Raw genomic sequence first — 23,465 nt, 5'->3', positions numbered from 1 at the left:
CTCTACAGGTAGTTGGCATTCGCCGCGTCCAGGTTGCCCTGGGCTTGCAGGATCAGTTCGCAGAACTCGCGGGCTGCGCCTTCGCCACCGCGCGCAAGGGTCACGCCATGGGCGTGCTGGCGCACGAACGGAGCGGCACTGGCTACGGCCATGCCCAAGCCGACCCGGCGAATCACCGGCAGGTCTGGCAGGTCGTCGCCCAGGTAGGCAACCTGTTCATAGCTTAGGCCCAGTTGACCAAGAAGGTCGTCGAGCACCACCAGTTTATCTTCGCGGCCCTGGTACAGGTGCGGGATGCCGAGGTTTTTCGCACGACGTTCGACCACCGGCGTCTTGCGCCCGCTGATGATCGCGGTGGTCACGCCCGAGTTCATGAGCATCTTGATGCCCTGGCCGTCGAGGGTGTTGAAGGTCTTGAATTCGCTGCCGTCCTCGAGAAAGTACAGGCGACCGTCGGTCAGCACGCCGTCCACATCGAATACCGCCAGCTTGATGGCCTTGCCGCGTTGCAGCAGATCGTCGTTCATTTACATCACTCCGGCGCGCAGCAGGTCGTGCATGTTCAGGGCGCCGACCGGCTGGTCGAGCGTGTCCACCACCACCAGCGCGCTGATCTTGTGGTCTTCCATGATCTTCAGGGCCTCGGCCGCGAGCATCTCGGCGCGGGCGGTCTTGCCGTGTACGGTCATCACTTCGTCGATCAGCGTGGTGTGCACGTCGATGTTGCGATCCAGGCTGCGGCGCAGGTCGCCGTCGGTGAACACCCCGGCCAGGCGGCCGTCGCTTTCGCGCACCACGGTCATGCCCAAACCTTTGCGAGACATTTCAAGCAGGGCGTCCTTGAGCAGCGTGCCGCGCTGAACCTGGGGCAACTCGTCACCGCCGTGCATCACGTTCTCGACCTTGAGCAGCAGGCGTCGGCCCAAGGCACCGCCCGGGTGCGAGAAGGCGAAGTCTTCGGCGGTGAAGCCGCGCGCCTCGAGCAGGGCGATGGCCAGGGCGTCGCCGAGTACCAGCGCAGCGGTGGTGGAGGACGTCGGGGCCAGGTTCAGCGGGCAGGCCTCCTGGCCCACGCGGGCGTCCAGGTTGACCTCGGCGGCCTTGGCCAGCGGCGAGTCGGGGTTGCCGGTGAGGCTGATGAGCTTGATGCCCAGGCGCTTGATCAGTGGCAGCAGGGTCACGATTTCGTTGGTGGTGCCCGAGTTGGACAGTGCCAGGATGATGTCGTCCCGGGTGATCATGCCCATGTCGCCGTGGCTGGCCTCGGCGGGGTGAACGAAGAACGACGTGGTGCCGGTGCTGGCCAGGGTGGCGGCAATCTTGTTGCCGATGTGCCCGGATTTGCCCATGCCCACCACCACGACCCGGCCCTTGCTGGCCAGGATCAGCTCGCAGGCCTTGACGAAATCGGCGTCGATATGGGCCAGCAGGCCCTCTACCGCTTCGATCTCGAGACGGATGGTGCGCTGTGCGGATTGGATCAGGTCGGTGGATTGGCTCATGTCGTAGATCGGATTGCCTGATGAAAAGGCGGGGATTATAGCGGTAATGCGCCAAAGCCTCACCTGTGATTGCAAGGATGCTCTGCCAGAAACCTTAAGTGAGCCTTAACTTGAGCTGAACAGCCTCGGTGATGGCCTTGGGGTGGCTCTATCAGCGGTGCTATAGTTCGCCGCCTGTTCGGCCCGCTCGGAGCGTGCGTGCCTCCATGAAGGAGGTTGGCGTCTGAGTGAAAAGGCTGCATCGCAAGGAGTTTAGATGAGCGTTGATAACGCCTACGCGGTCGAATTGAAGGGCGTGACCTTCAAGCGCGGCGCGCGCAGCATCTTCAATAATGTCGACATACGCATTCCCCGCGGCAAGGTTACCGGCATCATGGGGCCTTCCGGGTGCGGCAAGACCACGCTGCTGCGTCTGATGGGCGCGCAACTGCGCCCTGCCAGCGGCGAGGTGTGGGTGGCCGGGCAAAACCTGCCGACCCTGTCGCGCAGCGACCTGTTCGACGCGCGCAAGCACATGGGCGTGCTGTTCCAGAGCGGTGCACTGTTCACCGACCTCGACGTGTTCGAGAACGTCGCCTTCCCGCTGCGGGTGCATACCCAGCTGCCCGAGGAAATGATCCGTGACATCGTGCTGATGAAGCTGCAGGCCGTGGGCTTGCGCGGCGCCATCGAACTGATGCCCGACGAACTGTCCGGCGGCATGAAGCGCCGTGTGGCACTGGCCCGGGCGATTGCCCTGGACCCGCAGATCCTCATGTACGACGAACCTTTCGTCGGCCAGGACCCGATCGCCATGGGCGTGCTGGTACGCCTGATCCGCCTGCTCAACGATGCGCTGGGCATCACCAGCATCGTGGTTTCGCACGATCTTGCAGAAACCGCGAGCATTGCCGACTACCTGTATGTGGTGGGGGACGGCCAGGTACTGGGCCAGGGTACGCCGCAGGAGCTGATGGAGTCGGACAACCCGCGTATCCGCCAATTTATGAAAGGCGATCCGGATGGCCCGGTGCCCTTTCATTTTCCTGCGCCTGATTACCGCGCCGATCTGTTGGGGAAGCGTTGATGCGCAGAAAGTCATTGCTCGAACGTATTCGTCTGTTTGGTCGCTCCGCGATCGACGTGGTGGCCGTGCTGGGGCGCTCCTGCCTGTTCCTGCTGCATGCCCTGGTGGGGCGCGGCGGGATTGGCGGCGGGTTCCAGTTGCTGGTCAAGCAGCTGTACTCGGTCGGCGTGATGTCGCTGGCCATCATCGTCGTGTCCGGCGTGTTCATCGGCATGGTGCTGGCCCTGCAGGGCTTCAGCATCCTCACCAAGTACGGTTCGGAACAGGCGGTGGGGCAGATGGTTGCCCTGACCCTGCTGCGTGAACTGGGCCCGGTGGTGACCGCGCTGCTGTTCGCCGGGCGGGCCGGGTCGGCGCTGACCGCCGAAATCGGCAACATGAAATCCACCGAGCAGCTGTCGAGCCTGGAGATGATCGGCGTCGACCCGCTCAAGTACATCGTTGCACCGCGCCTGTGGGCCGGCTTCATCTCGCTGCCGCTGCTGGCGATGATCTTCAGCGTGGTCGGCATCTGGGGCGGGTCCTGGGTGGCGGTGGACTGGCTGGGAGTCTATGAAGGTTCCTTCTGGTCGAACATGCAGAACAGCGTTTCGTTCGTCGACGATGTACTCAACGGGGTGCTCAAGAGCCTCGTGTTTGCCTTCGTCGTCACCTGGATTGCCGTATTCCAAGGCTATGACTGTGAGCCCACTTCAGAGGGGATCAGCCGTGCCACTACCAAGACCGTGGTCTATGCCTCGCTGGCAGTCCTGGGTCTGGACTTTATTCTGACCGCCTTGATGTTTGGAGATTTCTGATGCAAAACCGCACCCTGGAAATCGGTGTCGGCCTGTTCCTCCTGGCCGGGATCCTGGCACTGCTTCTGCTGGCCCTGCGCGTCAGCGGCCTGTCCGCCAGCCCGAGCAGCGATACCTATAAACTTTACGCCTACTTCGACAATATCGCCGGTTTGACTGTCAGAGCTAAAGTGACCATGGCCGGTGTAACCATCGGCAAGGTCACGGCCATCGATCTGGACCGCGATACCTATACCGGTCGGGTGACGTTGCAGCTGGAAAAACGCGTCGACAACCTGCCGACCGATTCCACCGCCTCGATCCTGACCGCCGGGTTGCTCGGCGAGAAGTACATCGGCATCAGCGTGGGCGGTGAGGAAGCGGTGCTCAAGGAAGGTGGAACCATCCATGACACCCAGTCGGCGCTGGTACTGGAAGATCTGATTGGCAAGTTTTTGCTCAATACCGTTGGCAAAGAAGCTAAATAAGGAGTTTCCATGATTTCCATCCTGCGACGCGGCCTGTTGGTATTGCTGGCGAGCCTGCCGTTGATGGCCGTTGCGGCCACGCAATCGCCCAAAGAAGTGATCCAGACCACCACCACGCAACTGCTGTCCGACCTCAAGGCGAACAAGGAGCAGTACAAGGCCAACCCCAGCGCGTTCTACGATGCGCTCAACGCCAACCTGGGACCGGTGGTGGATGCCGATGGCATCTCCCGCAGCATCATGACGGTCAAGTACTCGCGCAAGGCTACCCCGGCCCAGATGCAGCGCTTCCAGGAAAACTTCAAGCGCAGCCTGATGCAGTTCTATGGCAACGCCCTGCTGGAATACAACAACCAGGGCATCACCGTGGGCGCCGAGAAGAAGGACGGCGACGACCGTGCCAGCGTCGACATGACGGTCAAGGGCAACAACGGCGCCGTCTACCCGGTTTCCTACACCCTGACCAAGCTCAATGGCGAGTGGAAGGTGCGTAACGTCATCGTCAACGGCATCAACATCGGCAAGCTGTTCCGTGACCAGTTCGCCGACGCCATGCAGCGCAACGGCAACGACCTGGACAAGACCATCGACGGCTGGGCCGGCGAAGTGGCCAAGGCCAAGGAAACCACCGAGCAAGCGGCCGAGAAGCAGGCCCAATGAGTGCGGCAGTCACCCTTGCCGCACCCGGCGTGCTGAGCCTGTCCGGTGTGCTGGATTACCGCACCGGCCCGGTGCTGCGCAAGCAGGGCAGGGCCCTGATTGCTGCCAGTCGCGAGCCTTCGCTGGTGCTGGACTGTTCGGCGGTGGAGCTTTCCAGCAGCGTGGGTCTGTCCCTGCTGCTGGCCTTCACCCGTGACGGGCAGGCGGCGGGCAAGACCATCGAGGTGCGCGGCATGCCCCATGGCATGCACGAAATCGCTCAGGTGTACGGGCTCGGCGAGCTGCTGGCCGGTCAATAAATACGGGTGCGCGACGGGCCCCTCTGTCAGAGTCCTCGTTTACGGGGTTCGCAGGCGAGGGGCTTTTTTGTATGATGGCCGACCCGCGCGCACAGGGCGCCGATTGAGGTTGAGCATGCAGGCCGTAGAAGTTAAGAACTTCCTTGAAGAAAAGTTGCCGGGAACCCGGGTCGAAGTTGAAGGCGAAGGCTGCAACTTCCAGCTGAACGTAATCAGTGACGAATTGGCGGCCCTGAGCCCGGTCAAGCGTCAGCAGCAGATCTATGCTCACCTGAACCCGTGGATCACCGATGGCAGCATCCATGCGGTAACCATGAAATTTTTCAGCAGCGCAGCCTGGGCTGAGCGCACCTGAGCCAACTTGGCGGCGAGATTCCAATGGACAAACTGATTATCACTGGCGGCGTTCGTCTCGATGGCGAAATCCGCATTTCCGGCGCAAAGAACGCAGCGCTGCCGATTCTGGCGGCCACCCTGCTGTGCGACGGCCCGGTCACCGTCGGCAACCTGCCGCACCTGCACGACATCACCACCATGATCGAGCTGTTCGGTCGCATGGGCATCGAGCCTGTGATCGACGAGAAGCTCGCGGTGGAGATCGACCCACGCACCATCAAGACCTTGGTCGCGCCGTATGAGCTGGTGAAGACCATGCGCGCCTCGATCCTGGTGCTGGGCCCGATGGTCGCCCGTTTCGGCGAGGCCGAAGTGGCCCTGCCTGGCGGTTGCGCCATTGGCTCGCGTCCGGTCGACCTGCACATCCGCGGCCTCGAGGCGATGGGCGCGAAGATCGAAGTCGAAGGCGGCTACATCAAGGCCAAGGCGCCTGAAGGCGGCCTGCGCGGTGCGCACTTCTTCTTCGACACCGTCAGCGTGACCGGTACCGAGAACATCATGATGGCCGCTGCCCTGGCCAAGGGCCGCAGCGTGCTGCAGAACGCCGCGCGCGAGCCGGAAGTGGTCGACCTGGCCAACTTCCTCAACGCCATGGGCGCCAAGGTGCAGGGTGCCGGTACCGACACCATCACCATCGACGGCGTCGAGCGCCTGGGTTCGGCGGTATACCGCGTGATGCCCGACCGTATCGAGACCGGCACCTACCTGGTAGCCGCTGCCGTGACCGGCGGTCGCGTCAAGGTCAAGGACACCGATCCGACCATCCTCGAGGCGGTACTGGAGAAGCTCAAGGAAGCCGGTGCCGAAATCACCACCGGTGAAGACTGGATCGAGCTGGACATGCACGGCAAGCGGCCGAAAGCCGTGAACCTGCGCACCGCCCCGTACCCGGCGTTCCCTACCGACATGCAGGCGCAGTTCATCTCCCTCAACGCCATTGCCGAAGGCACCGGCGCGGTGATCGAGACGATCTTCGAAAACCGCTTCATGCACGTGTACGAGATGCACCGCATGGGCGCGCAGATCCAGGTCGAAGGCAACACTGCCATCGTCACCGGCACCAAGACCCTCAAGGGTGCTCCGGTCATGGCCACCGACCTGCGGGCTTCGGCCAGCCTGGTCATTTCGGCGCTGGTCGCCGAGGGCGACACCCTGATCGATCGCATCTACCACATAGACCGTGGCTACGAGTGCATCGAAGAGAAACTGCAGATGCTGGGCGCGAAGATCCGTCGCGTACCGGGCTAGCCCTGCACTCGGCGCAGGGACGCGCCACAAGAATCGATTGCCGTCGGGCGCCTGCACGGGTCCGGCGGCTAAAGCCGCTTAAGGATTGACGTTTCCCATGTTGACCATCGCGCTGTCCAAGGGCCGCATTCTCGACGACACCCTGCCATTGCTGGCAGAGGCGGGCATCGTGCCTACCGAGAATCCGGACAAAAGCCGCAAGCTGATCATCCCGACCACCCAGGACGATGTACGCCTGCTGATCGTGCGTGCCACCGACGTGCCGACCTACGTCGAGCATGGCGCCGCCGACCTGGGCGTGGCCGGCAAGGACGTGCTGATGGAGTACGGCGGCCAGGGCCTGTACGAACCGCTGGACCTGCAGATTGCCCAATGCAAGCTGATGACCGCCGGTGCCATCGGCGCTGCCGAACCCAAGGGGCGCCTGCGCGTGGCCACCAAGTTCGTCAACGTCGCCAAGCGCTACTACGCCGAGCAGGGCCGTCAGGTCGACATCATCAAGCTGTACGGGTCGATGGAACTGGCACCGCTGATCAACCTGGCCGACAAGATCATCGACGTGGTCGACACCGGCAACACCCTGCGTGCCAACGGCCTGGAACCCCAGGAACTGATCGCCACCATCAGCTCCCGGCTGGTGGTCAACAAGGCCTCGATGAAGATGCAGCACGCACGCATCCAGAGCCTGATCGACGCCTTGCGTCTGGCCGTGGAATCGCGACACCGCGGCTGACCCCTGCGCGCGACCTTCGCTGTCGCGCCCGTCTATCCGCGTCATAGCCAATTTTCTCGGGTGCCCGCGCGGATGGACTGGTAGCTTAGGGCGCCTGAGCATCCGCCATTTACCGAGGCCTTAGCCATGACCACGTCCACTGCAATTCGCCGACTCAACGCTGCTGACCCGGATTTCGCCCGACATCTGGATCATCTGCTGAGCTGGGAAAGCGTGTCTGACGATGCGGTCAACCAGCGGGTGCTGGACATCATCAAGGCCGTGCGCGAGCGCGGCGACGCGGCGCTGGTGGAATTCACCCAGCGTTTCGACGGCGTCCAGGCCACCTCCATCGATGACCTGATCCTGGGGCGCGAGCGCCTGGAGCTGGCCTTGAGCCGCATTACCCCGGCGCAGCGCGAGGCGCTGGAAACCGCCGCCCGCCGGGTGCGCAGCTACCACGAAAGGCAGAAGCAGGACTCCTGGACCTACACCGAGGCCGACGGCACCGTGCTGGGCCAGAAGGTCACGCCGCTGGACCGCGCCGGGCTGTACGTACCGGGTGGCAAGGCGTCGTACCCTTCGTCGGTACTGATGAACGCGATTCCGGCCAAGGTTGCCGGGGTGTCCGAAGTGGTCATGGTGGTACCCACCCCGCGTGGTGAAATCAACGAGCTGGTGCTGGCTGCGGCGTGCATCGCCGGGGTCGACCGGGTGTTCACCATCGGTGGCGCCCAGGCGGTTGCCGCACTGGCCTACGGCACCGAGAGCGTGCCGCAGGTAGACAAGGTGGTCGGCCCGGGCAACATCTACGTGGCCACCGCCAAGCGCCATGTGTTTGGCCAGGTGGGCATCGACATGATTGCCGGCCCGTCGGAGATCCTTGTGGTGTGCGACGGCCAGACCGACCCGGACTGGATCGCCATGGACCTGTTCTCCCAGGCTGAGCATGACGAAGACGCCCAGGCGATTCTGGTCAGCCCCGATGCCGAGTTCCTCGACCGCGTGGCCGCAAGCATCGACAAGCTGCTGCCGGGCATGGACCGCGCCGAGATCATCCAGACCTCCATCAATGGCCGTGGCGCACTGATCCACGTGCGCGACATGCAGCAGGCCATCGAGGTGGCCAACCGCATCGCCCCCGAGCACCTGGAGCTGTCGGTGGCCGACCCGCAGGCCTGGTTGCCGCAGATCCGCCATGCCGGTGCGATCTTCATGGGCCGCCACACCAGCGAAGCGCTGGGCGACTACTGCGCTGGCCCCAACCACGTGCTGCCTACCTCCGGCACCGCACGGTTCTCCTCGCCGCTGGGGGTGTACGACTTCCAGAAGCGTTCCTCGATCATCTTCTGTTCCGAGCAGGGCGCTTCGGACCTGGGTCGCACCGCGTCGGTGCTGGCCCGTGGCGAATCCCTGAGCGCGCACGCACGCAGCGCCGAATACCGCATCCTTGGCGATCACACCCCTGTCGATAAAGAGGGCAACTGAGCATGAGCAAATTCTGGAGCCCCTTCGTCAAGGACCTGGTGCCTTACGTGCCGGGCGAGCAGCCCAAGCTGAGCAAGCTGGTCAAGCTCAACACCAACGAAAACCCCTATGGCCCTTCGCCAAAGGCGCTGGAGGCCATGCGCGGCGAGCTCAACGACAACCTGCGCCTGTACCCGGACCCCAATGGCGACCGGCTCAAGCAGGCGGTGGCCAGCTACTACGGCGTGCAGGCCAGCCAGGTGTTCCTGGGCAACGGTTCGGACGAAGTGCTCGCGCACATTTTCCACGGCCTGTTCCAGCACGATGCGCCGCTGCTGTTCCCCGACATCAGCTACAGCTTCTACCCGGTGTACTGCGGCCTGTACGGCATCCCGTATGAGGCGGTAACGCTGGACGAGCAGTTCCAGATTCGTGTCGAGGATTACCAGCGCGCCAACGGCGGCATCATCTTCCCCAACCCGAACGCACCCACTGGCTGCCTGCTGGCGCTGGAGGCAGTCGAGCAGATGCTGCAGGCCAACCCGGATTCGGTGGTGGTGGTCGACGAAGCCTACATCGACTTCGGCGGCCAGACCGCCATCAGCCTGGTGGACCGCTACCCGAACCTGCTGGTGACCCAGACCTTGTCCAAGTCGCGTTCCCTGGCCGGCCTGCGGGTCGGGCTGGCGGTCGGCCACCCGGACCTGATCGAGGCGCTGGAGCGCATCAAGAACAGCTTCAACTCCTATCCGCTGGATCGCCTGGCCATCGTCGGCGCGGCGGCGGCGTTCGAGGACCAGGCGTATTTCGAACAGACCTGCCGTCAGGTGATCGACAGCCGGGAGCAGTTGGTGGCGCAGTTGACCGACCGCGGTTTCCAGGTGCTGCCGTCGGCGGCCAACTTCATCTTTGCCCGTCACCCCGACCAGGATGCCGCTACGCTGGCGGCCAAGTTGCGCGAGCAGGGCGTGATCGTGCGCCACTTCAAGCAGCAGCGCATCGCGCAGTTCCTGCGTATCAGCATCGGTACGCCCGAGCAGAACCAGGCGCTGCTCGACGCCTTGAACTGATCGCGCCTTGCAATCGCCAGCTAGGCGGGCTCCTGCGGGAGCCGGCCTAGCTGGCGATTGCATCGACGTGGCCCGACAGGCTATTCTCCGCCCCTCAGATTCGTCCGATGATTGGATGTAAGCACGTCAATGACTCAACTCATCAAACGCTCCCTTGTCGAGCAGGCCGTCGAACAACTGCGCCAGCGCGTCGCCGATGGCGCCTGGGCCGTCGGCCAGCGCCTGCCCACCGAGCCCGAACTGGCCCTGGAACTGGGCATCAGCCGCAATACCGTGCGTGAAGCGATGCGCGTGCTCGCCTTCAGCGGCCTGGTCGAAGTGCGCCAGGGCGACGGTACCTACCTGCGCGCCAATGTCGACCCGCTGGCCACCGTGCAGGTGCTGTCGCGTTGCAGCCTCGAGCAGGCCCGCGAAACCCGGCACATCCTCGAAGCCGAGGCCATCGGGCTGGCGGCGCTGCGCCGCACCGACGACGACCTCAAGGGGCTGCATGAAGCCCTGCAGCACAGCGCCGAGCACTTTCACGACGACCTCGACAGCTACGTGGCCTGCGACCTGGTGTTTCACCAGCGCCTGGTGGACGCCGCACACAACCCGGCATTGAGCGAGCTGTACCGCTACTTCTCCGCCGTGGTGGCGTGCGCCGTGCACCACAACATGCGCGAATCGCGTTGCCAGGGCGTGTTCGACCTGCACCGCGACATCCTGCAGGCGGTCGAGCAACGCGACCCGGAACGGGCCAAGGCCCTGAGCAGAACCCTTATCAATGAAGCCTGACGCAGAGACAGCCATGCCCAAACCCAACCCGCCGCTCGAAGAACTCCTGATCGACGCCGAAGCCGACGACGCCCAGCTGCAACCGCCCGCCGTGCTGCAGCGCCCGTGGCTGTTGCTGCTGGGGCTGGTACTGGTGGCACTGAACCTGCGCCCGGCGCTGTCGAGCATGGCGCCGTTGCTCGGGCGGGTGTCCGACAGCCTGGGGCTGAGTGCTTCGCAGGCCGGCCTGCTGACCACGCTGCCGGTACTGTGCCTGGGCCTGTTCGCGCCGCTGGCACCGATCCTGGCGCGTCGCTTCGGCAGCGAGCGGGTGGTGCTGGGCATTCTGCTCACGCTGGCGTGCGGTATCTTGCTGCGCAGCTCGCTGGGCAGTGTGGGGTTGTTTGCCGGCAGCATCCTGGCCGGGGCCAGCATCGGCGTGATTGGCGTGCTGCTGCCGGGCATCGTCAAGCGCGACTTCCCCAAGCATGCCGGCGCCCTGACCGGCGTGTACACCATGGCCCTGTGCCTGGGCGCGGCCCTGGCGGCCGGCGCCACCGTGCCGTTGAGCCAGCACTTCGACGACAGCTGGGCGCTGGGCCTGGGTGTCTGGCTGATTCCGGCGGTGGTGGCGGCGCTGTTCTGGCTGCCCCAGGCGCGCCACGGGCATGGCAAGCATGCGGTGGCTTATCGGGTGAGGGGGCTGCTGCGCGATCCGCTGGCCTGGCAGGTGACCCTGTACATGGGCCTGCAGTCGTCGCTGGCGTACATCGTGTTCGGCTGGCTGCCCTCGATTCTGATCGGCCGTGGCCTGAGCCCGACCGAGGCCGGGCTGGTGCTGTCCGGTTCGGTGATCGTGCAACTGGCCAGTGCCCTGACCGCGCCGTGGCTGGCCACCCGTGGCAAGGACCAGCGCCTGGCCATCGTGCTGGTGATGCTGCTGACCCTGGCCGGCCTGTTCGGCTGCCTGTATGCCCCGTTAGGCGGGCTGTGGGGCTGGGCGGTGGTACTGGGTATCGGGCAGGGCGGCACCTTTGCCCTGGCGCTGACCCTGATCGTGTTGCGGTCGAAGGACTCGCATGTGGCGGCCAACCTGTCGAGCATGGCCCAGGGCATCGGCTATACCCTGGCCTCGATGGGGCCGTTCGCGGTGGGCCTGGTGCATGACGTGACCGGTGGCTGGGACGCAGTGGGCTGGATCTTCGCGGTGCTGGGCGTGGGTGCGATCGGTTTCGGGCTCAAGGCCGGGCGGTCGTTGCAGGTGGGTGTGGTCAGCGAACGGGTCTGAATTTGCGTGGCTGCGATCGCGGGTCTGCACTGCACCTGTGGGAGCGGGCCTGACCCGCGATGGGGCACATCATTCGCACCGTATATACCCGTAGCTTTCAGCCATCACTCGGCCTATCGTTCATGTCCGTTCCCCTGTAATGGACCGCGCCCATGAGCGACGCCAACATCGCGCTGATCACACGTTTCTACCAGGCCTTCCAGCGCCTCGACGCCGAGGCCATGGTCGCCTGCTACAGCCCCGAGGTGGTGTTCAGCGACCCGGCCTTCGGTACCCTGCGTGGCAAGGACGCCGCCGACATGTGGCGCATGCTCGCCAGTCGCGCCAAGGATTTCTCCCTGACCTTCGACAGCGTGCGCGCCGACGAGCGCAGCGCCACTGCGCACTGGGTGGCCACCTACCTGTTCAGCCAGACCGGTCGCGTGGTGGTCAACGACATCCAGGCACGTTTCGTGATCCGCGACGGGTTGATCGTCGAGCATCACGATCATTTCGACCTGTGGCGCTGGGCCCGCCAGGCGCTGGGTACCAAGGGCCTGCTGCTGGGCTGGACACCGCTGGTACAGGGCAAGATTCGCCAACAGGCGGCAAAAGGCCTGCGCGCATTTCAGGCCGGGCGTTGACGGGGTAAGCTGTCGCCTTCACCCCTGTACGCAGATGCCCGTGACCGAAACCCCCACCTCTCGCAAACCCTGGTATGTCTATCTGGTACGCACCGCCAACGGTTCGTTGTACTGCGGCATCAGCGACAACCCCGAGCGCCGTTTCAATGCCCATCAGAGCGGCCGCGGTGCGCGTTACTTCAGCACCAGCCCGGCAGTGGCGCTGGTGTATGTGGAAGCCTGGCCGGACAAGGCCGAGGCGCTGCGCCAGGAACGCCTGGTGAAGAAGCTGCGCAAGTCGGCCAAGGAGGCGCTGGTGGCCTCCTGGACGGGGCTCAGTCCTTGCGACGCTTGAGCTGATCGGTGAGCTGGGTGGGCAGGCCCTTGATGATCAGGGTGCCGGCCTCTTCGTCGTACTCGATCTTCGAGCCCAGCAGGTGTGCCTCGAAGCTGATCGACAGGCCCTCGGCGCGGCCGGTGAAGCGGCGGAACTGGTTCAGGGTGCGCTTGTCGGCCGGGATCTCCGGCGACAGGCCGTAGTCCTTGTTGCGGATATGGTCATAGAAGGCCCGTGGGCGGTCCTCGTCGATCAGTTCCGACAGCTCGCTCAGGGTCACTGGCTCGCCTGCCTTGGTCTGGCTGGTGGCGTACTCGACCAGGGTCTGGGTCTTTTCGCGGGCGGCTTCCTCGGGCAGGTCCTCGCTCTCGACGAAGTCGCTGAAGGCCTTGAGCAGGGTGCGGGTCTCTCCCGGGCCGTCGACGCCTTCCTGGCAGCCGATGAAGTCGCGGAAGTACTCCGAGACCTTCTTGCCGTTCTTGCCCTTGATGAACGAGATGTACTGCTTGGACTGCTTGTTGTTCTGCCACTCGGAGATGTTGATGCGAGCAGCCAGGTGCAGCTGGCCCAGGTCCAGGTGGCGCGAGGGGGTCACGTCCAGGTCGGCGTTCACCGCCACACCTTCGCTGTGATGCAGCAGGGCAATGGCCAGGTAGTCGGTCATGCCTTGCTGGTAGTGGGCGAACAGTACGTGGCCACCGGTGGACAGGTTCGACTCTTCCATCAGCTTCTGCAGGTGCTCGACGGCCACGCGGCTGAAGGCGGTGAAGGTCTTGCCTTCATCCAGGTATTCCTTCAGCCAGCCGCTGAACGGATGGGCGCCGGACTCGGCGTGGAACAGGCCCCAGGCTTTGCCCTGTTTGGCGTTGTAGCTGTCGTTGAGGTCGGCCAGCAGGTTCTCGATGGCGGTCGACTCGGCCAGTTCCGAGTCGCGTGCGTGCAGCACGGCAGGGCTGCCATCGGGTTTCTTGTCGATCAGGTGGACGATGCAATGACGGATCGGCATGGGATTCTCGGCTGAAAATAGGGCGCGACATACGGCGCTGCAAAGCGGCCAAGTGTAACCCAGCCGGGGGCTTGAGCAGGGTATGGATGTGTGTCGACGCAAGGGTTGTTCATTTTTTGTGCGATTTTTTGCGAAATTTGCTGCAAACCCCCGAAAAACCAGAACATTTGGCCTGTGGGAGGCGGATATTTATCGCTTCGTGTGGTAGTTTTGCCCGGTCTTGCGCACCGCGTGTGGCGCATTGCTGGCAGACCGCTGATGTCACGTCGAACCAAACGCATTTTTGTGTATCTACATACGCGATTGGCAATGGATATACCCCGGACCGCCGAAGACTCGCGGGTCTGGGCCGATGGCTGACGCTGCACTCTGCAAACCAACTGAATTTGATAGGGAAGGAACACCACCATGGCATTGACCAAAGACCAACTGATCGCCGATATCGCCGAAGCTATCGACGCGCCGAAAACCACCGCGCGTAACGCTCTGGAGCAACTGGGCCAGATCGTTGCTGATCAACTGGAAAATGGCAGCGAAATCACCCTGCCGGGTATCGGCAAGCTGAAGATCACCGAGCGTCCTGCCCGTACCGGTCGTAACCCTTCGACTGGCGCTGCCATCGAAATCGCTGCCAAGAAAGTCGTCAAGTTCGTTCCAGCCAAAGTGCTGACCGACGCTGTAAACAAGTAATTGTAAACAGCTTCTGAAAACCGCGTCCGGTGCGAGCCAGGCGCGGTTTTTTTGTGGGTGCTGCGCATGCCCCTAGGGGGCGGGTTTCGTCCAGCGCAGCTGGCGCCACGCAGCGCGCGCCTGAGGTGTCTGGAAGGTCCAGGCCACCAGGCGGCTCTGCTTCTGCCCCTGGCCCATCTCCAGCACGCGGTGCTCTACTGCGCCGGCCTTGTTCAGGGCCGCCTCGATACCCGGCAGGTTCGATGCCTTCGACACCAGGCTGCTGAACCACAGCACCTGCTGGCCCAGGGCCACGCTTTCATTCACCAGCTGGCTGACAAAGCGGATTTCACCGCCTTCGCACCACAGCTCGTTGTTCTGCCCGCCAAAGTTCAGTACCGGCAGCTTGCGCTTGGGGTCGGCCTTGCCCAGCGCCCGCCATTTGCGCTGGCTGCCACGGGTGGCTTCGTCACGCGAGGCGTGGAAGGGCGGGTTGCACAGGGTGACGTCGAAGCGTTCGTCGCTCTTGAGCAGGCCGGCGAGGATCTGCCGCGCATTGCCCTGCTGGCGCAGGCTGATGACCTTGCCCAGCCCGTTGGCTTGCACGATGGCCTTGGCGGCGCCCAGGGCCACCGGGTCGATGTCCGAGCCCAGGAAGCGCCAGCGGTAGTCGACGTGACCCAGCAGCGGATAGATGCAGTTGGCCCCGACCCCCACATCCAGTGCCTGGATCATCGCACCCCGCGGAATCTCGCCACCGTTGTCGGTGGCCAGCAGGTCGGCCAGACCATGCAGGTAGTCGGCGCGGCCGGGTATGGGCGGGCACAGGTAGTCGGCCGGGATGTCCCAGTGCTGTATGCCGTACTGGGCCTTGAGCAGGGCGCGGTTGAACACGCGCACTGCCTCGGGGTCGGCGAAATCGATGCTCGGCTTGCCGTGGGGGTTGGTGATCATGAAGCGGCCCAGCTCGGGGCTGCTCTTGATCAGTTGCGGGAAGTCGTAGCGACCCTGGTGGCGGTTGCGCGGGTGCAGGGTGGGTTTGTTGGGTGTGGTCATGTTTGTGTCCGGTGAAAAGCATCGCGGGTCAAGCCCGCTCCCACAGGGGCTGCATGCACAGTTCCTGGTGGGAGCGGGCTTGACCCGCGATGGCGTCGCTGTGATCAGCGCTATTACAAGGCGGCAATCCGCGCATGCTGCTCGGTGAAGTTGGCCAGGGCCTGTTCGGCCTCGGCCAGCTTGGCGCGCTCCTTGTCGATCACCGCAGGCGGCGCCTTGTCGACGAACGCCGGGTTGGACAGCTTGCCGCCCACCCGCTGCACTTCGCCTTGCAGGCGCTGGATTTCCTTGTTCAGACGCGCCAGCTCGGCATCCTTGTCGATCAGCCCGGCCATCGGCACCAGCACCTGCAGGTCACCGACCAGGGCGGTGGCGCTCAGCGGCGCCTCGTCCTGCTCGCCCAGCACGGTGAAGGATTCGATCTTGGCCAGCTTCTTGAGCAGTGCCTCGTTTTCCTGCAGGCGACGCACGTCTTCGGCACTGGCGTTCTTGAGGAACAGCTGCAATGGCTTGCCCGGGCCGATGTTCATTTCGCCACGGATGTTGCGCACGCCCAGCATCAGTTCCTTGAGCCACTCGATATCGCCTTCGGCCGCTTCATCGATGCGGCTTTCGTTGGCCACCGGCCACGGCTGCAGCATGATGGTCTTGCCTTCGATACCGGCCAGCGGCGCCAGGCGCTGCCAGATTTCCTCGGTGATGAACGGCATGAACGGGTGCGCCAGGCGCAGCGCCACTTCCAGCACGCGGACCAGGGTGCGGCGGGTGCCGCGCTGGCGTTCGACCGGTGCGTTCTCGTCCCACAGTACCGGCTTGGACAGCTCCAGGTACCAGTCGCAGTACTGGTTCCAGATGAACTCGTACAGCGCCTGGGCGGCCAGGTCGAAGCGGAACTGGTCCAGCTGGCGGGTCACTTCGGCTTCGGTGCGCTGCAGCTGCGAGATGATCCAGCGGTCGGCCAGCGACAGCTCGTAGGCCTCGCCGTTCTGGCCGCAGTCCTCGCCCTTGTCCAGCACGTAGCGCGCGGCGTTCCAGATCTTGTTGCAGAAGTTGCGATAGCCTTCGACGCGGCCCATGTCGAACTTGATGTCGCGACCGGTGGACGCCAGCGAGCAGAAGGTGAAGCGCAGGGCATCGGTGCCGTAGCTGGCGATGCCTTCGGGGAACTCGGCCTTGGTCTGCTTGGCGATCTTGTCGGCCAGCTTGGGCTGCATCAGGCCGCTGGTGCGTTTCTCCAGCAGCGCGTCCAGGGTGATGCCGTCGACGATGTCCAGCGGGTCGAGCACGTTGCCCTTGGACTTGGACATCTTCTGCCCCTGGCCATCACGAACCAGACCATGCACGTACACGGTCTTGAACGGCACCTGCGGGGTACCGTCCTCGTTCTTCACCAGGTGCATGGTCAACATGATCATCCGGGCAACCCAGAAGAAGATGATGTCGAAACCGGTCACCAGCACGTCGGTGGAGTGGAAGGTCTTGAGGAATTCGGTCTGCTGCGGCCAGCCCAGGGTGGAGAAGGTCCACAGGCCCGAGCTGAACCAGGTGTCGAGCACGTCGTTGTCCTGGTTCAGGACCACGTCGTCGCCCAGCTGGTGCTTGGCGCGCACTTCTTCTTCGCTGCGCCCCACATAGACCTTGCCCGACACGTCGTACCAGGCCGGAATGCGGTGGCCCCACCACAGCTGGCGGCTGATGCACCAGTCCTGGATGTCGCGCATCCAGGAGAAGTACATGTTCTCGTACTGCTTGGGCACGAACTGGATGCGGCCGTCTTCGACAGCGGCGATCGCAGGCTCGGCCAGCGGCTTGGTCGACACGTACCACTGGTCGGTCAGCCATGGCTCGATGATGGTGCCGGAGCGGTCGCCCTTGGGCACTTTCAAGGCGTGGTCGTCGACGCTGACCAGCAGGCCTGCGGCATCCAGGTCGGCAACGATCTGCTTGCGCGCCACGAAGCGGTCGAGGCCGGCGTAGGCGGCAGGCAGGCTGGCGTCCAGGCTTTCGTTCAGGCTGCCGTCGAGGTTGAACACCTGGGCTGCCGGCAGCACCGCAGCGTTCTTGTCGAAGATGTTGAGCAGCGGCAGGTTGTGGCGCTTGCCGACTTCGTAGTCGTTGAAGTCGTGGGCCGGGGTGATCTTCACGCAGCCGGTGCCGAATTCGGGGTCGCAGTAGTCATCGGCGATGATCGGGATCAGGCGACCGACCAGCGGCAGCTTGACGAACTTGCCGATCAGCGCCTGGTAGCGCTCGTCGTTCGGGTTGACGGCCACGGCGGCGTCGCCGAGCAGGGTTTCCGGGCGGGTGGTGGCGACCACCAGGTGGTCCTTGCCGTCGGCCGTGGTGGCACCGTCGGCCAGCGGGTAGCGCAGGTTCCACAGATGGCCTTTCTCGTCGTGGCTTTCCACTTCGAGGTCGGAGATCGCCGTGTGCAGCTTGGTGTCCCAGTTGACCAGGCGCTTGCCGCGGTAGATCAGGCCGTCTTCATGCAGGCGCACGAAGGCTTCCTTGACCGCTTCGGACAGGCCGTCGTCCATGGTGAAGCGCTCGCGACTCCAGTCTACCGACGAGCCCAGGCGGCGGATCTGGCGGCTGATGTTGCCACCGGACTGATCCTTCCATTCCCAGACTTTCTCGAGGAATTTGTCGCGGCCCAGGTCGTGACGGTTCTGGCCCTTGGCCTCCAGTTGACGCTCCACCAGCATCTGCGTGGCGATGCCGGCGTGGTCGGTGCCTGGTTGCCACAGGGTGTTGCGACCCTGCATGCGGCGAAAACGGATCAGGGCGTCCATGATCGCGTTGTTGAAGCCGTGACCCATGTGCAGGCTGCCGGTCACGTTCGGCGGTGGGATCATGATGGTGTACGAATCGCCCGCGCCTTGCGGGGCGAAATAATTCTCTGACTCCCAGGTGTTGTACCAGGAAGTTTCAATGGCGTGCGGCTGGTAGGTCTTATCCATGCGCGGCGGGACCCTATGGCATTTATTCAGGAAAGCCGAGAAGTATAGCGGGGATAAGGGCCGGGGCGTAGCGTGAGGTGCGGGAGTGGGGCAAAAAACTGTGGGGAATTCTTCGCGTAGGAGCCGGCCTTGCCGGCGAAGCGAGCCAAAGGCTCGCCCCCCCGTTTTTGATTACGAGCGTGAGTTCAACAACCGCTCCAGGCGGGCATCCAGGCGCCGCTTGATCTCGTTCTCGATATGCGGGGTAAAGTCCTTGATCACATCCTGCATGATCAACTGCGCCGCCGCGCGCAGTTCGCTGTCCAGGTGCAGCAGGGTGTCCTGGCGGCGCGCCTGCGGGTCGGGCTCGGCAGCCGGCTCGGCAGCCACCGGGGCCCGCGCTGCCGGTTCGGCCGGCTCGAGCAGCAACGGTATCTGCTCCTCGACGGTCTCGGTCAGCAGTGGCGGTTCCAGGGCATCGTCACCCAGCAACTGGCGAATCGACTCCAGATCGTCCAGCAAATGCGCAGGTTTTGGCATGGGGGCAGGTTTGTCCATCATCAGAGTCGCTGTAAACGGTGGTCTTGCAGAGCATAGCCCTGTTCACGGTAGAAACGGAAACTCTCCCGCGCCGCCGCACGAATGGCCGGCTCCTCCACCACGATCTCGGCAATGCGGGCAAAGCGTGCGGCAAAACCGGGTACCTTCAGGTCGAGATTGACCAGCAGGTCCTGATGATCGCCCGGGTCGTCACCGACCCCCAGCGCCACCGCGCCGTGCGGGTCGTCCTCGAGCGCGCTGTGGGGCACGAAGGCCTCGCCCTTGAACGCCCACAGCCGCGCATCCAGCTCGTCGCGCTGGGCCGCATCGCTGCAGTTGAGGTACACGCGGTGCCCAAGGCGCCAGGCCTTTTCGCACAGCTTGCAGGCGAAATCCAGCCGCGCGGCAGGCGCGGGGCTGGGCAGGATATAGAAGTCGACTTTGCTCATGGTGGGGTGGCCCACCGGCTACGCCTTGCAGCGCGGCCGGTGGACGGCGCCTCAGGCGTTGGCGCGGTCGAGCAGGTACTGGGTCAGCAGCGGTACCGGGCGGCCAGTGGCGCCCTTGTCCTTGCCGCCGCTGGTCCAGGCCGTGCCGGCGATGTCCAGGTGGGCCCAGTGGTAGGCCTTGGCAAAGCGCGACAGGAAGCAGCCGGCGGTGATGCTGCCCGCCTTCGGGCCGCCGATGTTGGCGATGTCGGCGAACGGGCTGTCGAGCTGCTCCTGGTATTCGTCGAACAGCGGCAGTTGCCAGGCGCGGTCGTCGGCACGCTTGCCGGCGTCCAGCAGTTGGCCGATCAGTTCGTCGTCGTTGCCCATCAGGCCCGAGGTATGGCTGCCCAGGGCGACGATGCAGGCGCCGGTCAGGGTGGCGATGTCGATCACTGCCTGCGGCTTGAAGCGCTCCACGTAGGTCAGTGCGTCGCACAGCACCAGGCGGCCTTCGGCGTCGGTGTTGAGGATTTCGACGGTCTGCCCGCTCATGGTGGTGACGATGTCGCCCGGACGGCTGGCGCCACCGCTGGGCATGTTCTCGGCACAGGCCAGTACACACACCAGGTTGATCGGCAGCTTGAGTTCGAGCACGGCACGCAGGGTGCCGAACACGCTGGCTGCACCGCCCATGTCGTACTTCATTTCATCCATGCCGGCACCGGGCTTGAGGCTGATGCCGCCGGTGTCGAAGGTGATGCCCTTGCCCACCAGTACGTAAGGCTTCTCGCTCTTCTTGGCGGCGCCCTGGTAGCTGAGCACGATCAGGCGTGGCGGCTGATCGCTGCCCTGGCCCACGGCGTAGAACGCGCCCATGCCCAGGTCCTTGATCTTCTTCTCGTCCAGCACCTCGACCTTGAGGCCCTTGAACTCCTTGCCCAGCGCCTTGGCCTGTTCGGCCAGGTAGCTTGGGTGGCAGATGTTCGGCGGCAGGTTGCCCAGGTCGCGGGTGAAGCCCATGCCGTTGGCGATCGCGGTGGCGTGCTTGACGGCGCGCTCCACCTCGGCCAGGCCGGCCTTGTCGCTGAGCAGGGTGATCTTCTTCAGGGCGATCGGCTCGGCCTTCTTGCTCTTGTAATGATCGAATACATATTGACCATCGAGCAGGCTCTCGGCCAGCAGGCGTACCTTGCCGTAGTTGGCATCGCGGCCGGTCACGGCAACGTCGTCCAGTGCCAGCACCGCATCGCTGCCAGCCAGGCCCTTGAGCACGTTGAGCACGCTGCCCGCCAGCTTGCGCCAGGCGCGGTCGGCAAGGGCGTCCTTGCCGGTCCCCACCAGCAATACGCGCTCGGCCTTGACCCCGGCCAGGCCTTGCAGCAGCAGGGTCTGGCCGACCTTGCCGGCCAGATCGCCGCGCTTGAGCACTGCGCTCAGGGCGCCGTTGCTGGCGTCGTCCACGGCCTTGGCGGTAGCGCCCAGTGTGCGGCCTTCACCCACGCTCAGTACCAGGGTGGCGGTTTTCAAGGATGCTGCGGCTACGCTTTTTACAACCAATTCCATGTCAGGGTCCCCGAATGAACTGTCAGTGCGCGCTGGCGGTGCAGGCGCTCGAAGCGGCCTGGCGCGCCGTGGCGGGCCAGTCAGAAAGCGCCCAGTTTGAGCCTGCGGCGGGCGCGCTGACAACCCCGAGATGAAGCTTTGCACGGCGCCAAGTGACAGGCACGGCCATTCACAGGATAATGCGCGCACTTTTGTCCGGGTTCGCCTTTGGCGGGCGGGCGACTATCTTGGTTGCAACGTTTTCCCTTGTTCGGCTGTCCGAGCCTGACAACCCAGGAGTGTCTGGTTTGATCGTCTTCCGTTATCTGTCCCGCGAGGTCCTGGTGACCTTGAGTGCCGTCAGCGCTGTGCTGCTGGTTATCATCATGAGCGGGCGCTTCATCAAATACCTGGCCCAGGCGGCCCAGGGCATGCTCGATCCGGGCGTACTGTTCCTGATCATGGGCTACCGCCTGCCGGGCTTTCTGCAACTGATCCTGCCGCTGGGCCTGTTTCTGGGCATCCTGCTGGCCTACGGCCGGCTGTACCTGGAAAGCGAGATGACCGTGCTCTCGGCAACCGGCATGAGCCAGCAGCGCCTGCTGGGCATGACCCTGATGCCGGCTGCACTGATCGCGGTGCTGGTAGCCTGGCTGAGCCTGAGCCTGGCGCCCCAGGGCGTGACCCAGGTATCGCAGATCATCAACCAGCAGGATGCGCTGACCGAGTTCGACACCCTGGTGCCGGGCCGCTTCCAGAACCTGCGCGACGGTTCGCGGGTCACCTACACCGAGCAGCTGTCGGATGACCGTTCAAAGCTGGCCGGCGTGTTCATTTCCGAGAAGCGACTGTCCCAGGACAAGAGCAAGGACCGTGGCATCTCCGTGCTGGTGGCCGAAAAGGGCCGTCAGGAAGTGCAGGCCGACGGCAACCGCTACCTGATCCTTGAAAACGGCTACCGCTACGACGGCAACCCGGGCCAGGCCGATTACCGCGCCATCAAGTACGACACCTACGGTGTGCTGCTGCCCAAGCCGGAGGTCAGCCAGGAAGTCACCGAGCGCGAGGCCATTCCGACGTCCGAACTGATCGGCAGTACCGGGCTGCGCGAGCGTGCCGAACTGCAGTGGCGCCTGTCGCTGCCGCTGCTGGTGTTCATCGTGACCCTGATGGCGGTGCCGCTGTCGCGGGTCAACCCGCGCCAGGGCCGTTTCCTCAAGCTGCTGCCGGCGATCCTTCTGTATATGGCTTACCTGACGATTCTGATTGCCGCCCGCGGCGCCCTGGAGAAAGGCAAGTTGCCGATCGGCATGGGCCTGTGGCCGGTGCATGGGCTGTTCCTGCTGATCGGCCTGGGCCTGATGTTCTGGGAACCGCTGCGCCTCAAGCGCGCCAGCCGTCGTGCGGAGGTGGCCCGTGGCTAAACTCGATCGCTACATCGGCCAGAGCGTGTTCATGGCCATCCTCGCCGTGCTGGGGATCATCCTCGGCCTGGCGTCGCTGTTCGCCTTCATCGACGAGATGGGCGACATCAGCGATACCTACACCTTGTGGGACGCGGGCAACTACGTGCTGCTGACCGCGCCACGGCGCCTGTACGACATGCTGCCGATGGCCGCGCTGATCGGCTGCCTGATCGGCCTGGGCAGCCTGGCCAGCAGCAGCGAACTGACCATCATGCGCGCTGCCGGCGTGTCCATCGGGCGCATCGTGTGGGCGGTCATGAAGCCGATGCTGGTACTGATGCTGATCGGCGTGCTGATGGGCGAGTACCTGGCACCCGTGACCGAGAACAAGGCCCAGGCCGACCGTTCGCTGGCGCAGGGTGGCGGTGAGGCGCAAAGCTCCAAGCGCGGCCTGTGGCACCGCCAGGGCGAAGAGTTCGTGCACATCAACACCGTGCAGCCCAATGGGCTGTTGCTGGGCGTGACGCGTTATCGCTTCGACAACGAGCGTCACATGCAGACCTCCAGCTTTGCGCGCAGGGCGCAATACACCCAGGGCCACTGGGAACTGACCGACGTGACCACCACGCACTTCCGTGGGGACCACACCGAAGTCATCCACAATGCCGAGGAGCGCTGGGACGTCGCCCTGACCCCCGAGCTGCTCAGCACCGTGGTACTGGCGCCCGAGTCGCTGTCGATCAGCGGGCTGTGGGACTACATTCACTACCTCTCCGACCAGGGCCTGAACAACGCGCGCTACTGGCTGGCGTTCTGGACCAAGGTGCTGCAACCGGTGGTCACGGCGGCGCTGGTCCTGATGGCGGTTTCGTTCATCTTCGGCCCGCTGCGTTCGGTGACGCTGGGCCAGCGGGTGTTCACCGGGGTGCTGGTGGGCTTCGTGTTCCGCATCGCCCAGGACCTGCTGGGCCCTTCGAGCCAGGTGTTCGGCTTCCCGCCGCTGCTGGCGGTGGTGATCCCGGCGGCAATCTGTGCGCTGGCGGGGGTGTGGTTGCTACGCAGGGCGGGGTAGCGATTACCCTGTGTCTAGTCCTGAAATAGGTTTACACCTGTTCAGGTAGGCCGATAGGCCTCAAAACGCCCGATGCACCGCATCGGGCGTTTTGTTTTTCAGGGCCATATGGGGCCGTTCTGTGTTGTAGATCTGCA

General features: G+C 64.3%; 25 protein-coding genes. 17 read left to right on the top strand and 8 right to left on the bottom strand.

The window, feature by feature from the left end; all coding sequences use genetic code 11:
- Window positions 1–2: 2 nt before the first annotated feature.
- Both QMX96_RS10495 and QMX96_RS10490 read right to left on the bottom strand, forming a co-directional pair.
- On the bottom strand, window positions 3–527 hold the full coding sequence (locus tag QMX96_RS10495; RefSeq protein WP_043862454.1) for an HAD family hydrolase: 525 nt from the start codon (window positions 525–527) through the stop codon (window positions 3–5).
- The gene (locus tag QMX96_RS10490; protein ID WP_043862453.1) at window positions 528–1,502 is read right to left on the bottom strand and encodes a KpsF/GutQ family sugar-phosphate isomerase; all 975 of its coding nucleotides are present in this window, start codon (window positions 1,500–1,502) and stop codon (window positions 528–530) included.
- Between the two features lie 256 nt (window positions 1,503–1,758).
- Here QMX96_RS10490 and QMX96_RS10485 point away from each other — a divergent pair, with 256 nt between their 5' ends.
- The 14 genes from QMX96_RS10485 (at window position 1,759) to QMX96_RS10420 (ending at window position 12,685) form a co-directional block, all read left to right on the top strand.
- Window positions 1,759–2,568, top strand: a complete 810-nt coding sequence (locus QMX96_RS10485; RefSeq protein ID WP_043862452.1) for an ATP-binding cassette domain-containing protein — start codon at window positions 1,759–1,761, stop codon at window positions 2,566–2,568.
- Complete coding sequence (gene mlaE / locus QMX96_RS10480) at window positions 2,568–3,365, top strand: lipid asymmetry maintenance ABC transporter permease subunit MlaE (protein ID WP_043862451.1); 798 nt, start codon at window positions 2,568–2,570, stop codon at window positions 3,363–3,365. The genes QMX96_RS10485 and mlaE overlap by 1 nt, the downstream gene beginning before the upstream one ends.
- Window positions 3,365–3,832 (top strand): outer membrane lipid asymmetry maintenance protein MlaD, encoded by a 468-nt coding sequence (gene mlaD, locus QMX96_RS10475; protein ID WP_043862450.1) that lies wholly within the window; start codon window positions 3,365–3,367, stop codon window positions 3,830–3,832. The genes mlaE and mlaD overlap by 1 nt, the downstream gene beginning before the upstream one ends.
- A 9-nt stretch (window positions 3,833–3,841) precedes the next feature.
- On the top strand, window positions 3,842–4,492 hold the full coding sequence (locus QMX96_RS10470) for an ABC transporter substrate-binding protein (protein ID WP_043862449.1): 651 nt from the start codon (window positions 3,842–3,844) through the stop codon (window positions 4,490–4,492).
- Window positions 4,489–4,791: an STAS domain-containing protein gene (locus tag QMX96_RS10465; protein ID WP_054916378.1), complete on the top strand. Its 303-nt coding sequence runs from the start codon at window positions 4,489–4,491 to the stop codon at window positions 4,789–4,791. The genes QMX96_RS10470 and QMX96_RS10465 overlap by 4 nt, the downstream gene beginning before the upstream one ends.
- 115 nt (window positions 4,792–4,906) lie before the next feature.
- Window positions 4,907–5,146, top strand: coding sequence for a BolA family protein (locus QMX96_RS10460; RefSeq protein ID WP_010223373.1), 240 nt, complete (start codon window positions 4,907–4,909; stop codon window positions 5,144–5,146).
- A gap of 23 nt (window positions 5,147–5,169) precedes the next feature.
- On the top strand, window positions 5,170–6,435 hold the full coding sequence (gene murA / locus QMX96_RS10455) for a UDP-N-acetylglucosamine 1-carboxyvinyltransferase (protein WP_043862447.1): 1,266 nt from the start codon (window positions 5,170–5,172) through the stop codon (window positions 6,433–6,435).
- 97 nt (window positions 6,436–6,532) lie between these two features.
- Window positions 6,533–7,168, top strand: a complete 636-nt coding sequence (gene hisG, locus QMX96_RS10450) for an ATP phosphoribosyltransferase (protein WP_043862446.1) — start codon at window positions 6,533–6,535, stop codon at window positions 7,166–7,168.
- Between the two features lie 126 nt (window positions 7,169–7,294).
- Window positions 7,295–8,635, top strand: coding sequence for a histidinol dehydrogenase (hisD, locus tag QMX96_RS10445; RefSeq protein ID WP_043862445.1), 1,341 nt, complete (start codon window positions 7,295–7,297; stop codon window positions 8,633–8,635).
- 2 nt (window positions 8,636–8,637) lie between these two features.
- Window positions 8,638–9,684, top strand: a complete 1,047-nt coding sequence (gene hisC / locus QMX96_RS10440) for a histidinol-phosphate transaminase (protein WP_282361753.1) — start codon at window positions 8,638–8,640, stop codon at window positions 9,682–9,684.
- A 129-nt stretch (window positions 9,685–9,813) separates the two neighbouring features.
- On the top strand, window positions 9,814–10,461 hold the full coding sequence (locus QMX96_RS10435; protein WP_043862443.1) for a FadR/GntR family transcriptional regulator: 648 nt from the start codon (window positions 9,814–9,816) through the stop codon (window positions 10,459–10,461).
- Window positions 10,462–10,474: 13 nt separating this feature from the next.
- On the top strand, window positions 10,475–11,728 hold the full coding sequence (locus QMX96_RS10430) for an MFS transporter (RefSeq protein ID WP_282361750.1): 1,254 nt from the start codon (window positions 10,475–10,477) through the stop codon (window positions 11,726–11,728).
- A gap of 152 nt (window positions 11,729–11,880) precedes the next feature.
- Window positions 11,881–12,351 carry a nuclear transport factor 2 family protein gene (locus tag QMX96_RS10425; protein WP_043862441.1) on the top strand — a complete coding sequence of 157 codons (471 nt, stop codon included), beginning with the start codon at window positions 11,881–11,883 and terminating at the stop codon, window positions 12,349–12,351.
- A gap of 40 nt (window positions 12,352–12,391) precedes the next feature.
- Window positions 12,392–12,685: a GIY-YIG nuclease family protein gene (locus QMX96_RS10420; RefSeq protein ID WP_229589547.1), complete on the top strand. Its 294-nt coding sequence runs from the start codon at window positions 12,392–12,394 to the stop codon at window positions 12,683–12,685.
- On the opposite strand, the gene yejK is transcribed toward QMX96_RS10420, so the two are convergent.
- A complete protein-coding gene (gene yejK, locus QMX96_RS10415) occupies window positions 12,666–13,673 on the bottom strand; it encodes a nucleoid-associated protein YejK (protein ID WP_043862439.1) in 1,008 nt (335 codons plus the stop codon). The two genes, QMX96_RS10420 and yejK, sit on opposite strands and share 20 nt — an antisense overlap.
- Before the next feature lie 408 nt (window positions 13,674–14,081).
- Here yejK and QMX96_RS10410 point away from each other — a divergent pair, with 408 nt between their 5' ends.
- Window positions 14,082–14,363 (top strand): HU family DNA-binding protein, encoded by a 282-nt coding sequence (locus tag QMX96_RS10410; RefSeq protein ID WP_009398256.1) that lies wholly within the window; start codon window positions 14,082–14,084, stop codon window positions 14,361–14,363.
- A 72-nt stretch (window positions 14,364–14,435) separates the two neighbouring features.
- Here QMX96_RS10410 and rlmF read toward each other — a convergent pair whose 3' ends face one another.
- The 5 genes from rlmF to QMX96_RS10385 all read right to left on the bottom strand — a co-directional run bounded on the left by rlmF (window position 14,436) and on the right by QMX96_RS10385 (window position 20,871).
- Window positions 14,436–15,398 (bottom strand): 23S rRNA (adenine(1618)-N(6))-methyltransferase RlmF, encoded by a 963-nt coding sequence (gene rlmF, locus QMX96_RS10405; RefSeq protein WP_043862438.1) that lies wholly within the window; start codon window positions 15,396–15,398, stop codon window positions 14,436–14,438.
- 113 nt (window positions 15,399–15,511) lie between these two features.
- Entirely contained in the window at window positions 15,512–18,358 is a 2,847-nt protein-coding gene (locus tag QMX96_RS10400; protein WP_043862437.1) for a valine--tRNA ligase, read from the bottom strand.
- A gap of 171 nt (window positions 18,359–18,529) precedes the next feature.
- Entirely contained in the window at window positions 18,530–18,895 is a 366-nt protein-coding gene (locus QMX96_RS10395; RefSeq protein WP_043862436.1) for a hypothetical protein, read from the bottom strand.
- Between the two features lie 2 nt (window positions 18,896–18,897).
- On the bottom strand, window positions 18,898–19,326 hold the full coding sequence (locus QMX96_RS10390) for a DNA polymerase III subunit chi (RefSeq protein ID WP_043862523.1): 429 nt from the start codon (window positions 19,324–19,326) through the stop codon (window positions 18,898–18,900).
- A gap of 51 nt (window positions 19,327–19,377) precedes the next feature.
- Window positions 19,378–20,871 (bottom strand): leucyl aminopeptidase, encoded by a 1,494-nt coding sequence (locus tag QMX96_RS10385; protein ID WP_054916377.1) that lies wholly within the window; start codon window positions 20,869–20,871, stop codon window positions 19,378–19,380.
- Between the two features lie 287 nt (window positions 20,872–21,158).
- Between QMX96_RS10385 and lptF the strand changes: the two genes are divergently transcribed.
- A complete protein-coding gene (gene lptF, locus QMX96_RS10380; RefSeq protein ID WP_282361735.1) occupies window positions 21,159–22,274 on the top strand; it encodes an LPS export ABC transporter permease LptF in 1,116 nt (371 codons plus the stop codon).
- Entirely contained in the window at window positions 22,267–23,328 is a 1,062-nt protein-coding gene (gene lptG, locus QMX96_RS10375; RefSeq protein WP_043862433.1) for an LPS export ABC transporter permease LptG, read from the top strand. Before lptF ends, lptG begins: the two co-directional genes overlap by 8 nt.
- The last annotated feature ends 137 nt before the right edge of the window (window positions 23,329–23,465 follow it).

Origin of the sequence: Pseudomonas sp. PS01300, from assembly GCF_029960155.1 — a bacterium.
In the GTDB taxonomy this organism is placed as follows: Bacteria; Pseudomonadota; Gammaproteobacteria; order Pseudomonadales; family Pseudomonadaceae; genus Aquipseudomonas; species Aquipseudomonas palmensis.
The sequence above is the reverse complement of the archived record's forward strand: the minus strand, read 5'-3'. Positions and strand labels throughout refer to the sequence as shown.

Excerpts from the sequence above, each read along its gene's own strand:
- QMX96_RS10390 (WP_043862523.1), bottom strand. The coding sequence starts at position 19,326 with ATGAGCAAAGTCGACTTCTATATCCTGCCCAGCCCCGCGCCTGCCGCG.
- QMX96_RS10435 (WP_043862443.1), top strand. The coding sequence starts at position 9,814 with ATGACTCAACTCATCAAACGCTCCCTTGTCGAGCAGGCCGTCGAACAA.
- QMX96_RS10430 (WP_282361750.1), top strand. The coding sequence starts at position 10,475 with ATGCCCAAACCCAACCCGCCGCTCGAAGAACTCCTGATCGACGCCGAA.
- QMX96_RS10490 (WP_043862453.1), bottom strand. The coding sequence starts at position 1,502 with ATGAGCCAATCCACCGACCTGATCCAATCCGCACAGCGCACCATCCGT.
- QMX96_RS10400 (WP_043862437.1), bottom strand. The coding sequence starts at position 18,358 with ATGGATAAGACCTACCAGCCGCACGCCATTGAAACTTCCTGGTACAAC.
- mlaD (WP_043862450.1), top strand. The coding sequence starts at position 3,365 with ATGCAAAACCGCACCCTGGAAATCGGTGTCGGCCTGTTCCTCCTGGCC.
- QMX96_RS10425 (WP_043862441.1), top strand. The coding sequence starts at position 11,881 with ATGAGCGACGCCAACATCGCGCTGATCACACGTTTCTACCAGGCCTTC.
- QMX96_RS10495 (WP_043862454.1), bottom strand. The coding sequence starts at position 527 with ATGAACGACGATCTGCTGCAACGCGGCAAGGCCATCAAGCTGGCGGTA.
- QMX96_RS10470 (WP_043862449.1), top strand. The coding sequence starts at position 3,842 with ATGATTTCCATCCTGCGACGCGGCCTGTTGGTATTGCTGGCGAGCCTG.
- murA (WP_043862447.1), top strand. The coding sequence starts at position 5,170 with ATGGACAAACTGATTATCACTGGCGGCGTTCGTCTCGATGGCGAAATC.
- rlmF (WP_043862438.1), bottom strand. The coding sequence starts at position 15,398 with ATGACCACACCCAACAAACCCACCCTGCACCCGCGCAACCGCCACCAG.
- hisG (WP_043862446.1), top strand. The coding sequence starts at position 6,533 with ATGTTGACCATCGCGCTGTCCAAGGGCCGCATTCTCGACGACACCCTG.
- hisC (WP_282361753.1), top strand. The coding sequence starts at position 8,638 with ATGAGCAAATTCTGGAGCCCCTTCGTCAAGGACCTGGTGCCTTACGTG.
- QMX96_RS10410 (WP_009398256.1), top strand. The coding sequence starts at position 14,082 with ATGGCATTGACCAAAGACCAACTGATCGCCGATATCGCCGAAGCTATC.
- QMX96_RS10465 (WP_054916378.1), top strand. The coding sequence starts at position 4,489 with ATGAGTGCGGCAGTCACCCTTGCCGCACCCGGCGTGCTGAGCCTGTCC.
- QMX96_RS10385 (WP_054916377.1), bottom strand. The coding sequence starts at position 20,871 with ATGGAATTGGTTGTAAAAAGCGTAGCCGCAGCATCCTTGAAAACCGCC.
- QMX96_RS10395 (WP_043862436.1), bottom strand. The coding sequence starts at position 18,895 with ATGGACAAACCTGCCCCCATGCCAAAACCTGCGCATTTGCTGGACGAT.
- QMX96_RS10485 (WP_043862452.1), top strand. The coding sequence starts at position 1,759 with ATGAGCGTTGATAACGCCTACGCGGTCGAATTGAAGGGCGTGACCTTC.
- mlaE (WP_043862451.1), top strand. The coding sequence starts at position 2,568 with ATGCGCAGAAAGTCATTGCTCGAACGTATTCGTCTGTTTGGTCGCTCC.
- yejK (WP_043862439.1), bottom strand. The coding sequence starts at position 13,673 with ATGCCGATCCGTCATTGCATCGTCCACCTGATCGACAAGAAACCCGAT.
- hisD (WP_043862445.1), top strand. The coding sequence starts at position 7,295 with ATGACCACGTCCACTGCAATTCGCCGACTCAACGCTGCTGACCCGGAT.
- QMX96_RS10460 (WP_010223373.1), top strand. The coding sequence starts at position 4,907 with ATGCAGGCCGTAGAAGTTAAGAACTTCCTTGAAGAAAAGTTGCCGGGA.